7 protein-coding genes are annotated in these 12,866 nt (G+C 42.0%); 1 reads left to right on the forward strand and 6 read right to left on the reverse strand.

What is annotated here, in order from left to right; translation table 11 throughout:
• Nucleotides 1-15: 15 nt before the first annotated feature.
• A complete protein-coding gene (locus AC3WTJ_RS07750) occupies nt 16-1,680 on the reverse strand; it encodes a GspE/PulE family protein (protein ID WP_492521340.1) in 1,665 nt (554 codons plus the stop codon).
• Nucleotides 1,681-2,045: 365 nt separating this feature from the next.
• Here AC3WTJ_RS07750 and AC3WTJ_RS07755 point away from each other — a divergent pair, with 365 nt between their 5' ends.
• On the forward strand, nt 2,046-7,622 hold the full coding sequence (locus AC3WTJ_RS07755) for an Ig-like domain-containing protein (RefSeq protein WP_492521341.1): 5,577 nt from the start codon (nt 2,046-2,048) through the stop codon (nt 7,620-7,622).
• Between the two features lie 52 nt (nt 7,623-7,674).
• On the opposite strand, the gene AC3WTJ_RS07760 is transcribed toward AC3WTJ_RS07755, so the two are convergent.
• The 5 genes from AC3WTJ_RS07760 to AC3WTJ_RS07780 form a co-directional block, all read right to left on the reverse strand.
• A complete protein-coding gene (locus AC3WTJ_RS07760) occupies nt 7,675-9,564 on the reverse strand; it encodes a hypothetical protein (RefSeq protein ID WP_492521342.1) in 1,890 nt (629 codons plus the stop codon).
• An 11-nt stretch (nt 9,565-9,575) separates the two neighbouring features.
• Nucleotides 9,576-10,118, reverse strand: coding sequence for a PulJ/GspJ family protein (locus AC3WTJ_RS07765; RefSeq protein ID WP_492521343.1), 543 nt, complete (start codon nt 10,116-10,118; stop codon nt 9,576-9,578).
• Entirely contained in the window at nt 10,102-10,668 is a 567-nt protein-coding gene (locus AC3WTJ_RS07770; RefSeq protein WP_492521344.1) for a type IV pilus modification PilV family protein, read from the reverse strand. Before AC3WTJ_RS07770 ends, AC3WTJ_RS07765 begins: the two co-directional genes overlap by 17 nt.
• A 212-nt stretch (nt 10,669-10,880) precedes the next feature.
• Entirely contained in the window at nt 10,881-11,876 is a 996-nt protein-coding gene (locus AC3WTJ_RS07775) for a metal-dependent hydrolase (RefSeq protein WP_492521345.1), read from the reverse strand.
• Between the two features lie 32 nt (nt 11,877-11,908).
• Nucleotides 11,909-12,856 (reverse strand): lysophospholipid acyltransferase family protein, encoded by a 948-nt coding sequence (locus tag AC3WTJ_RS07780; RefSeq protein ID WP_492521346.1) that lies wholly within the window; start codon nt 12,854-12,856, stop codon nt 11,909-11,911.
• Nucleotides 12,857-12,866 lie beyond the last annotated feature (10 nt).

A 12,866-nucleotide genomic window follows, 5' to 3' on the forward strand; every position in this document is an offset into this window, starting at 1 on the left:
ACACCTCCTTTCTCGTTAATAAGCCACTGTCTCTCTGATAACTTCTTGCAACGTCGTAATTCCTTGCCGTACTTTCTGAATCCCGTCATCCATCAGTTGAATCAGACCATGCTCTAGTGCAGCATCCCGCATTTCCTGAACAGACGCTTTGTTGCTAATTAACTGGCGCATTGTATCGTTCACGACGAGAATCTCGTGAATGGCTAACCTTCCGCGAAATCCGGTACGATTACAGTTGCCGCAGCCATTGCCTTTGTGAAGCTTTTCGACATGTATCCCTCTGTTGGTCATGAAGATCCGTTCTTGCTCCGTTGGCGTATACACCACTTTGCATTCGTGACATATTCTACGAACAAGCCTTTGTGCAACAACTCCAATAAGGGACGAAGCAATCAAATACGGCTCTATTCCCATATCCCGAAATCGAGTTATCGTACTTACGGAATCATTGGTATGTAGAGTTGACAGTACAAGGTGCCCCGTTAATGATGCACGGATAGCAATCTCTGCTGTCTCGGAGTCCCTAATCTCACCAACCATGACGATATTCGGATCCTGCCGTAAAATAGAGCGAAGTCCTGCGGCAAAATTGAGACCAATCGTCGGATTCACATGCACTTGATTGATACCTTCCAATTGGTACTCAACAGGATCTTCAATCGTAATAATGTTGGCATTCTCTTGATTTAAATGACTTAGCGCAGAGTAAAGCGTCGTTGTTTTCCCGCTTCCAGTAGGACCTGTGATAAGCAAAATCCCATAGGGCTGCTCAATCATTTCACGAAAAACACCCATGTTACGCTCCCCGAATCCTAGCTGCTCGATAGGCTTAACGCCGGTTGATAAGTCTAGAATCCGTAAAACGATTTTCTCACCATGAATGGTAGGAAGTGAGGAAACACGGATATCAACATGCTTATAATCCACTTGCATTTTAATTCTGCCGTCTTGAGGCAATCTTCGTTCTGCGATGTTCAATTTAGCCATAATTTTCAGACGAGCGGTAATAAAACCTTGCATTTGCTTTGGAATCACACGCTCAGTTCTCAAATGACCGTCAACCCGGTAGCGAATAACCAGATTCGTCTCACCTGGATCAACGTGAATATCCGAAACTTTTAACTGAACCGCTTGCTGTATCATTTGATTGACCAACCTTACGATTGGAGAATCCTCATCCGTAATTTCAGTTTCCTTGATATCTTCGGTCGTCGGCATATCTGTCATCATCTGACTCATTGAGTCCTGAAGTCCATAATGACGGGCAATGGCTCGCTGCAACTCATCTCTGCTCGTAATTGCCGGTTCGATCCGATACCCTGTACTCATTCTCATCTCTTCAATTGCAAAGTAATCCAGCGGATCCGCCATAGCCACCATGAGCTTCCCGCCCTCTTTGTGAAGAGGAATGGCCTGGTAGCGTCTTGCCATGCTTTCAGGGATGATTTTCGTTATTTCAGGATCAATCTGATATTTAAACAAGCTGACATGAGGAATGCCGAGTTGAAACTCCAGAACCTCAATTAATTGCTGCTCTGTAATATATCCTTGCGTAATCAGCAGGTCCCCAAGCTTCTGTTTTGTTTTACTTTGTTCCTTAAGTGCCTCTTGGAGCTGAGTTTCTGAAATAATCCCGCTCTCTACTAGCAAATCACCTAATCTTTTCCTAACAAGAGCCATTTCCTTATCAACTCCATTACTAATTTCACCCATGAAAATAATAGGACTAAATACCTAATTTGAACAAGATAAAAATCATTATACAACATCAGGTTACATTTTAGAATAATTTTCTTATATCATTGCGTCTAATTACCCATTTTAATAGTTCCTAACTACCTGTAACGTTACAATTCGTTCCCTATATCGGATAATCCTCTTTATAAAAATTATTAAGATTTTGTAATTTTCGTCAACTTTCTTATGTTTTTCTAAAATATTTTCGATATCATATGCACAAACTGTATATTTTTTAGGACCAAAAAGTAGTAAAATAGTCTCATATAAGAATTACTATATGAAAGTCTACGGGAGGAGAGAAAAAAATGTTTTCAGCCATACAAAAAAAGATCAGTTTTTTACTGATCGCATCCATGGCCATATCATGGTTCGGGTTCACAGGTCTTCCGAGCCAAACAGTTCTAGCAGCTGCCGGAGACGCGGCAACCGTAGCACTGAAATCTGTCAATAACAGTAAGTATATAACGACAGATACGAGTAACAGTTCTTCCCTTTATGCTAATAAGACGAATCCATGGGTATCGGATTTGTTTGATTTAGTTGACCAAGGGGAAGGCATTTATGCTTTGAAATCAAGAGCAAATTCCAAATATGTGACGATTGGGTCTAATAGTGAGGATACTTTAAAAGCCACTTCCCAAACGATTGGTACCAATCAGAAGTTTAAAATGATTACAAACTCAGACTCTTCGGTCTCCTTCCAGCCAACGGGAAATCTCAAAGCTTATTACCTCAGTTTAGAGAACGATAGCAGCGGTGAGATCAATGTGGAGCAAAGCAATTCCACGTCTACGCTTACAAAATTTCAAATTTCCTATTTCGATCTCACCAAACCATTGAAAGTTCTTGAGATTAAGGATTTAGAGAAGTCTTCTAACGAGAAAACACTCACTTCAGATTTAAAAGATAAACTAGGTACGAATACTGATTTTCAGCTAGAAACGATGAGTATGAAAAAATTCGTAGCGCTCCGCGATGAATTAGATGGTAAATACGATGCCATTTACTTCGGAAAAAGTTTATTTAATCCCACCTCAGAGACTGGAAGCAACCACGATACTCGTTTCCTTGAGAATGACATTACATCTCTTAAAGCAATTGAAATTACAGACAAATACATAAATAAAGGAATACCCGTTATTGTCTACAGCGACTCATCTAAGAAACGTGGTGCTTTGTATCAAGGATACTTAAACAGCAATGGTAACTATACACAGTCTAGTGGTAAATTATACAATTTGTTTAATCCCTATAATACGACAACACCTAAAAGTAACGTTATTTTTGTAAATGACTCTGACATTGGTAGTTCATCTGCCTTTATTGCGAAAACAAACTTGCTAGTAAATGCCAATGTTCGCCCTCAACTCAATCTGACAAGTAAACCAACTGACTACACAGTAAGTTCTAATCGTGACACTAAGTATAAAGCTGGCGACACTTTAACATACACATTTAATGTCTCTAATGTTAGAAACATCGCTCAGCGCAATTTGGTAGCTAATTTGTATTTAGGTGTCGACAGCGTCTTAAAATTCGATGCTTCCAATTTAGTACAAACGGCCCCAGTAACTTCCCTTACCAATAATACAATTAGCTTCACGCTTCCAAAAGGTTACTCAGGGCTTTACTACTGGCGTCTAGAACTCGTTGATCAGACTAGCACTGGCAAGCTGAAGGATTCAGCTTCAGGCGTTTTCCGTTATAAAGACCAATCGCCAACCATAAAGGTATTGCAAGTTATTCCTAACTCGCAGTCGAGAAGCTTGACCAGCAGCTTACTTTTAGAATCAAACTTAAAACAAAATTATTTGCATTCAGACGATTATGATATCAACATCTCAGTCATTGACTTCAATACGTTTAACTCTACAGAATACAAAACTTTAAATAGCAAATACGATATGCTGATCTTCGGTTTTAATGATTCTTATAACGGAACTGCAGACATTTCTTCAACAGCTGCTGCTGCTGTAAAATCATTTATCGCTACGGGTCAAGGTGTTATGTTCACCCACGATACCGTCTATCAAGGGAATCAAACATGGATCACTAATTTCCAAGCGGATACTGGCCAAATCGGTCCAATGACGAATATGGGTCTCAATGCCCCTAACACATCAACGTCAACTGTAAAAATAAATGAAGGTTTGCTAACCGAATTTCCTTACTTTATAAGCGAAATGACACCATCCGTGGCAACAACGCACGATCAATATTTTAGGTTGGATCTAAACGATCCCAAGGTTATTCCTTGGTACAACATTAATGGAAGTCCTCGTGACGTGGAAGATAGCTGGAATCATTATTACACCTACTCCAAAGGGAATGTCACCTATTCAGGTACGGGGCACAATTTCGTAAACACTACCAAAAACAGTTCTTTTCCAGATTGGGAACAAAGGCTGTTCGTAAACACGATGTACAGGGCTTTCATTGGTTCAAATCATAAGCCTACTCTGGATCTCATATCTCCAGCAGCTTTTAGCGAATCTTTAAAGAATTACATCTCAGCGAATAGTTCAATTTCTGTCACTTTTAAACCGGATGATTTGGATTTAAATGACAAAAAGGTGATCTCATCGATTACTTTTACTTACAAAGACGCTTCAGGTAATAATCAATCTGTCAAAGTTTTAGCGGATACGGAGACAAATAAAGGTGAGACAATCACCAAAACGTTCCCTAATCCTCTAGCAGCAAGCGGTGGAGATTTGACAATCTCAGTCTCAACCAAAGACGCCGCAGGCGCTCTTGAAACAAAAGAAGTTGCCGTCAAAGTCATTACCTCTACTGGTTTAACGCCAGATCGTACCGTATCAGCTGAAAAAATTGAAGTGAACAGTCCTGTGACTGTGAATTACAGTATTAATCCAACAGCAAAACCTTACAGTGCGGCTACTAACTTAGATGATTTAAAAATCACAGGTCTGCATTATAAAGAAACATTCCCAGCAAACTTGGAAGTTGTTACCATTCCTGCAGGTTTCACGAAAACCGGCTCTATAACAAGCGGCTTTACCCTTGAAGGTGATATCGGCGAAATTCCATACCGCAGAGAAGGCAATCAATTTGTAGCTAACAGTTCCACGTTCACCGTCGTTGTTAAGCCAACGAAAGCAGGAGATTACTCATTATCAAATGCCAACCTGAAATACAAGGATTTTGCTTCATCAGATCAAAATGTTCTTTTCTCGAATAAGGTCATAACCGCATTCACAAAACTAACATCCTTGACGTTGGATAACCTTACGATTGCAAAAGGTGATACTTCCAAACTGATTCCAAAGATAATGCCTAGTGATGCTACCTACCAAAAGAACGAAGACTTCACTTGGACAACGGATGCGGCAACCATCGTTACGGTTAATGCAAGTGGTGAAATTCGAGGTGTCAGTGCTGGAACTGCCAAAATCATGGCTGTCGCAAAAGACGGAAGCGGACTTACCGCAACCTCCGTCGTCTCTGTTATCCAACCTGGTTTGAATATCACAGGTCCGACGGAAGTGGCCGTTGGTGCAGACATATCATTGCAAGCAGCACTGGTAACCGTGAATGAGAACGTAACTTCTGTCAGATGGAGTTCTTCAAATCCGAGTAAAGCGAACTTCACCGTCAGCGATAAATTTACAGGTATTCTACATGGTGTGGAAAAAGGCACCGTGACCGTAACGGCTACCGTTGTAACGGATAAAGGTAATACCTATTCCAAGGATTACACAGTAAAAATATTCATACCTTTAACATCAATTAATGTAGGAAGCGCTAGTATTCGCGTTGGCGAAACCATCAAATTAAATTCAAACTATGCACCGTCCGATGCTGATAATCCCAACTTGACCTGGATCACAGACCGATCCGATCTGGTTACGGTAGACAGTTCAGGGAACATCACAGGCGTAGCTGAAGGAACAGCGAAAGTTATCATTACTTCCACAGACGGCTCTAATTTGACAGCCAACGCGACCGTTACCGTTGTTAAACCTTCTTTGACAGTTAATGGGCCAACTTCCGTAAATATTGGAGAGAAAATTACGTTAGAAGCTATATTCTCAACAATTAATGAAACTGTAGCAACCATTACTTGGAGCTCACCTGATCAGGATAAAGCGAGCTTTGTAACAGACGGTGATTACAAGCGCGTCTTAACTGGTGTCAAAGCGGGAACTGTGAATGGCTCAGTTACGATTACAACAAATAAGGGAAGTACTTATTTCAATAATTTCAGTGTGAATGTTACAGCGGTTCCTGTAACTTCTGTAAGAATAGATAATGCTACAATTCGTGTTGCTCAATCATATGACCTAACACCTAGTTTTGAGCCTTCAAATGCAAGTATTAAAGTACTTACATGGGAATCAAACAATCCAAATGTCGTGACAGTCGACTCAAACGGAAATATTCATGGCGTAGCTGCCGGTACAGCTACAATTAAAGCAACCACGACGGATGGCACGAACAAATCCGGCACAGCGGCGATTACAGTCATTCAGCCATTCATTTCTGTTAACGGGCCTGATAAACTCTTTATTGGCGGACAACCCATCACTCTTCAAGTCATTTTAAGTACTGTCAACGAAGTACCTACTTATACGATTTGGAATGTTTCAGATGAGGATAAATTGAAGGCTGATTTCAACGGTGAAGATGGAAGTTCAACGAGAACTCTTACTGGAAAACAGCCAGGCATCATTAATGGAACCGTTCATACGGTCACTAACCAAGGTAGTTCCTACGATGCCAGCTTTAAGGCAACCGTCATTTCACTGCAACTGAATGATCAAACCGTTGACGTCGGCCAAAGCGGCAGTCTGTCGCCATCCATTACACCACCGTTAGAATTGAATTCGGATGTTATCTGGAAGTCAGCAAATGAGAATGTGCTGAAAGTAGATAACTCGGGGAATTATCAAGCAATATCTGAAGGATCGACACAAGTAACGATTATTTCGAAAATTGATCAAAGTGTCATTGCTTCCGCTACGATCACGGTTGCTCAACCTACTGTCGAATTTGATGGAGATAAAGTGGTAAATATCTCCGGAACGACAATACTTCGGGCATGGTTGCGATCTTCACATCAAAAAGCAAAGACTTTCACATGGGCTTTGGATAACCCGAATCAAACTTTTGCAAATGTAACGAAATCTGCAGAAGATTCCAGAGGTTTTACAGGCAAAAATGTTGGCTTAGTAACAGGAACGGTCAGCATTGTGACGGATAAAGACATCACGTATAAGCAAAGCTTCAGCGTCTCCGTCGAATCCTTAGCCATTGTTAGATTGGTTGACGGTATTGAGAGCGACACCGCTGTTATTTCAATGGACAAAGGTGAGTCCATCGTGTTGAAAGCTGCTCTGAATCCTTCAAATGCATTAAATAATGGTTTTAAATGGAGCTTAATCAGCGAACCTGGAGAAATTGGTGAGGCTGCCATTGTTGGCGATGACAACAAGCAAACTGTAACACTCTTAGGGGTCAAGAAAGGTATCCTCCATATCAAAGTAGACGTGGCCGGAGGCCCTGGCTACCCCTCCAAAACAGCAGCCAAGGTTGTTGACGTGAGGCAAGACCTGACGAAGTTGGAACTTCCTAAATCGACGATCACTTTATACGCAAAAGGTACAACTGCTCAAAGAACGTTTGACTTACTCAAGTATCTAACCGTTACGCCAGACAAGTGGAAAAAAGAATGGATTAATGATTTAAATGGTCAATTACAGTGGAAAAGCAGTAGTTCGACTATCGCTGATGTTGACTCCAATGGCCAGATAACCGGCTTCAAGCAAGGATCAACAACCATTACCGTCTCGAATAAAGACGATGAAACGGTGAAAGACGAAATTACGGTGAACGTCATCGAGTTTGACGACAGATATTAAAACGCTAAGAGGCTGCCCCAAACACATTGGGACAGCCTCTTTTTTACCAGTATCATTTAAACTCCGTCACTTGTTTTTTCTTCCCTACCGTCAAGCCTACTTTAGAAACACGTGGTAAACCAACCTTCTGATTCTCAAAAATTTTACTGTTATAATCGATAATGAGACGCGACAGATTCTCCGAGGTTACTTGCGTTTGATCATCCATTTGAATGCTTTCTACATGGCCTGTAGCATTCCCTCGAATGGCATTTACCGTCAGGTTACCTTTGGCAAAAAATCCGCCATACACCCAAAAAACGGAACCCACCCCATAGATCGTCGCATCACTATCCGTGTAAAAAAAGGCTCTTAAAATTGGAGGATTATCCTCATGCGTCTCCACCGGTTTGTTCCCAGCTGACTCCGAATTATACTTAAAAGGTTCTTTAATATCACGAAACGAATTGACACGATATATATCAATTGCACCTTTTGAAATAAGAACTAACTCTTTCTCATCACCATCTGGATCTGGACCCTTCATACCTAAAATAGAAGCATCGACAATCTCCGTTTTGCCTAACGTATAGATGGTGGAATCCATATTAACGGTGTTACGAATAGACAGATTTCCTGTAACCAGGATATTAGCTCTTATGTTAAAGAAGTTTGCTTCTGAGCTAATATTATTAATCGTCAAATCACCATTTACGATGAACCAACTGCTTTTATTAAAATTAGGGGGCTCGGGGTTTTTCACGCTTTCTTTGTAAAGCAATTGACTGAATACCTCGCCGCCATCTATCGTTAAATTGCCATTATACATGATCGTATTCTCAAGCTCGGATGAAAATAAAGCCGCAAGATTACTTTTCTTTGCCATGTAATCGGCATACCCTGCAGCATCGGCAAGATCAGGCGCTATTTCAGGCAGGGGTTCAATAACCTGCATCAATGGACGCAAATAGTTCGTCAGACGGTCCCGTGACGCCAACTCCGTTTTCACATCCATTCTTTGTTTGTCTGGATTTGCAGTGTTTTTCCCGATAGCCTGAACCATTTTATCCACGAAGGCTTCGTTTACTTCAATACCTGCAAATTTACTCTGATCTTTGACATGTATATTCGCCGGATCCGTGCTTGTCAGCACGTCTTTAATTGTTTTTACGCCTTCTCCCTCTTCTTCACTAATGCTTTTATAGTCGCTATTGCTGTTGTCGACATTTTCAAGTGTGTCACATTGCGGACTGGTTTGAGATGATGTGTCGCTTACCGTTTCACAATAATAAGCATTTAACCCGTCCCCGGATGCATTCTTTTGAACGTAGGCGCTTCCCTCCAATTTCGGGAATTTCGTCGACTGATATAACGGCTTACCAAGGTACAAATATTCGGCTTCATTTTTAACCTTTAATGCCTCCCCCGCATAAATATCACCGATGATATAAGGCGACCCGTTAATCAACACCGTACCTTCCGAACCCATCGCATATTTCAGTGAATCTGGAAACGTGTCCAAAATAAGATCCTGGGTAAGTAGACGCGTGACATTATTCACAGTAGCTTCAGCATTAATCGTTATTTTATAATTCAGCGAGCTGTCCTTTTTTTTATTTTGTTTGAATTCAATACTATATATTTTCCCTCTGGCCTCACCAACATGTTGATCCAATTCAGTACTGGTCGCTCTCCCATTTAACCGCACCGTAATTTCATCCAACCTGGATTGAACTTCATCAATATTAACGCCATCCTGACTTTGAAAATCGGACATAATATAAGCAGCAGCCTCATTCAACGCCTTCTCTGCCAAATGTAGACTTTGAACATCCTTTTGCTTCGTCTCCGTTCTCGTTGCCCCGCCTATGCTTGCACTCAACACAGCCAAACCTAATATCGAAAAAATAAGAACCATAAATAAAACTAACAGCAATGCTGAACCGCGCTCCTCGCGAAACATGCTACTCCTCCTTAGAAACCGAACTGGCTTTGCAGCTTGAGTTTGTGATCTCTTCCTTTGGAAGTCTGACTTAATTCCAATGTGACATTGATAAGCCCGTTCGTACATCCATTCGTACAACTGTTAATGTGAATCATAGAATCGCTCATAACTTGAGATTTTAATTCCAGGCCACTGCCAACCGTTTTTTGATCGTTATAGATATAAACTTTATGGTCGACATTATCAATGACCACATGACGTGTTGAAATGTGCTCCACATCTTGTTCATCCTTTGTTATTATGTGCATTAAAATTCCAGTTTCATTGTTCGAGCTGAAGTTTTCTATAGTGTCTGGGCCTTGTGTATACAGTTCACTCATAATCGACGACATAATGATATCGCCTTCATCACGCAGAGAGTTCTCGACATTCACTCGATCATAAGCCTTGAAACCAAAATTAATCACCCCATATATGGATCCAGCTATTAAAGAGAAAATGCTTAAAGCAGCAATGAGCTCGACCAACGAGTAACCCTTTTGCTCTTTAATGCTGTTAACGAATCGACTCATTTGCAATATAGCCCTCCACAATAACAGGTTTATTTCTTCCGTTATTCACGTTTTTATCTTTGACACTCACTTCAACACGAATAGGTAGCAAATAATCCTCCATCCCTTTTTTGACAGGATCACTTTCTAACTCTTCTGTTAATTTATCTTGATAAGAAGCGGATATTTGATATTCAATATCATTGACCTTGGGATTAAGCACTTCCCAGAGCTTCATATTCGGATTTAGAAATAAATTTTGCAAATCATTATACTTACAAATATTTCTAGCACTGCAGTCTATGGAAGAAATAGCTGGATTCTCTTTTAGCTTACTCGTAGCAGGATCAATAAAATAATTATGGATCGTCGCATAATTCTGCTTCTCCATATAAAACAAAGCATTCCTCGCCAAATTCACCATCACCGTTTTATTCTGATTCCCTTTGTTATACGACATCGCGTTAATGAAAAACGCCAGCATCGCCATGGAAGCCACAGACAATATAACCGTCGCAGCCAGAACCTCTATCAGCGTAAATCCCTCTTCACGGGGCTCTCTTCTACTCATCTCATGCGCTCCTAAATTTAATAATTTCAACCTGACACGCATCTGCAAATATAGGACTTTTAATATAGGACTATTGTACCATATTTTCGACTCCAATCACTGTTTTCCTGCATAAAAAATGACAATCAGAGCTCAATTTGTGTCCCTTTCCCGAAATGCCAAAAAAGCCTCACTCCCTAATAGGAGCAAGGCTTCTTAAGCTGTTCTCGACCTTAGACGTAGGGTGGGTCCCACGCCTTTTTATCCCATCCCAGCGTGTCGCTGACGACATTCATGTCGCGATCCAGATGAACATTTACGCCAAATGGCAGCTTGCGTTGATGCCAGAATCGGACATCGCGCCACTGCACTTCATAGCCGTCCGTTTTCTCGGTCCAGCACACATGAATGCGCTGCGCAAAGTGCAGGAAGGCACGGACGCCATCCGTAGCCAAGGTAGCTTGCACGATCGGGTGTGACTGTTCCTGGTTATAGTCAATTTTGCTATATTCCACTTCCGTCACGACGGAACCATCCCGAATTTCGCCCAAGTAAAACCGCGTATCGCTTTCAATGACGAATTGCCAACGGAACCAACTGAGGCTGGGAATGAGATGGCATATCCCGTCTTCCAGATTCAGTTCCTTTTTCACCAATTTGACAAATCGTTTCCGCTGTTCGCTCCGAATGGCAATGTAAAAGAAGGTAGCCACGTAAATCAGCGCGAACATCTCCCCGATATGAAGCCCCCCGCTGCCGTGCCAAACAAAAATCCAAATAAGGACGCCAACGGTATGCAGGACGAACAGGAAAGGCTCGTAGAGACAGAGGGTATCGAGATGATGCCATTTGGAAGAGAACGGGCGGAGACATTGCACGCCATATACGTTAAATAAGTCCAAAAACACATGAAAAACAACGGCCAATAAAGTCCACATATACAGGCTAAAGAAATGATCCCATACTCCAAAGATAGCTGCAAGCGGTAAACTGAGCACAATCGGCCAAATAAATAGTGCCGGCAAGGAATGGGTAATTCCTCGATGAACACGCAAATAGTTCGTATACCCTTTGATTCTTGCGATCGTGTCAAAATCAGGGGCATGCGAGCCAATGAGCGTTCCGGCCAGAATTGCGTGGGTCAAATTCGGATCTTGCGATACGACAGGCTCCAAACAAGCAAGGCCTGCTAAGGTGACGCCGAACAATAAATGGCTTCCTGTGTCCATGTGTCAATCACCCATCCTTTGTCATATATGTGCTACCCTACTTCAGATGATGTCGTTTGATCAGCATTTGTGACAGATGTTTCTTCCCAACGTTCATGCACATTGAACCAATAGAACCAAGAACCCGGCTGCTCACGGATGACCCGCTCCATGAACCCATTCAGCTGCAGGTTCACCTCGGCGCGTGCGATACGCCCGGATAAATCACCTTGCAGTTCAAGAGGCGAACCAAAGATGAGCTTGTGGTTGAATCCGCGGGTGCGATGCCCGTAGAACGGTACAATGGGGATTCGCAAATCATGAGCAAGCATAGCTGCGCCCTCAGGCGTACGAGTCAATCTCCCGAAGAAACGGGATAACGGAAAGGAAGCGCGCCAGAAGTCACCCAGCAGAAAAACGACTCCACCATTCTGCAAATGCTTCTTTAAAGTCCGATACAGCTCCAGAGGAGGAACACTGTCATAATCCAGCCCCTTGCAGCCCATGGCAGCAAATTTCAGATAAAGCGGCCTAAGCTCCTGACTGCCTGCTGAAGCGACGGTCAAACAATCGTATTTCCGGGTCAAATACCAGTAGTAGTAAAAAAAGTTGCCCATATGCGGCGTATAGACGATAAAACCCTTTCCGTTCGATCGGCTTTGAGCTTCTCGAAGATTTTCCTCGCCCTGCACATCGAAATGATGCGTTTGCAATTTTAAAAGTCGCTTAGATAAGAAAAGAATCTCAACAAGCGTAAACACAACATTGTCCATATAATTCTTGGAAGTCGCTCGAATGGCTCGTTTCGGCATGTCATCAAGTAAATCGGCAATATTATGCTCCACTCGTCTAACTAAGCTATTACGCAAAGCAGCATGACCGGCAAAAGAGATAAACGCACACACCGCATGCAAAACCCAAAGCGGAACGATTCGCAGCCTGTGTTCGATACGCGCCAGTTTTTGTTCATCTGAAGTTAGCTTGGCGATCCAATCATACAAAGCAAATCCT

The sequence above is a fragment of the Paenibacillus sp. FW101-FHT12H11 genome (assembly GCF_058790355.1).

Coding starts and splice junctions, on each gene's coding strand:
- AC3WTJ_RS07750 (WP_492521340.1), bottom strand. CDS start 1,680: ATGGCTCTTGTTAGGAAAAGATTAGGTGATTTGCTAGTAGAGAGCGGG.
- AC3WTJ_RS07755 (WP_492521341.1), top strand. CDS start 2,046: ATGTTTTCAGCCATACAAAAAAAGATCAGTTTTTTACTGATCGCATCC.
- AC3WTJ_RS07760 (WP_492521342.1), bottom strand. CDS start 9,564: ATGTTTCGCGAGGAGCGCGGTTCAGCATTGCTGTTAGTTTTATTTATG.
- AC3WTJ_RS07765 (WP_492521343.1), bottom strand. CDS start 10,118: ATGAGTCGATTCGTTAACAGCATTAAAGAGCAAAAGGGTTACTCGTTG.
- AC3WTJ_RS07770 (WP_492521344.1), bottom strand. CDS start 10,668: ATGAGTAGAAGAGAGCCCCGTGAAGAGGGATTTACGCTGATAGAGGTT.
- AC3WTJ_RS07775 (WP_492521345.1), bottom strand. CDS start 11,876: ATGGACACAGGAAGCCATTTATTGTTCGGCGTCACCTTAGCAGGCCTT.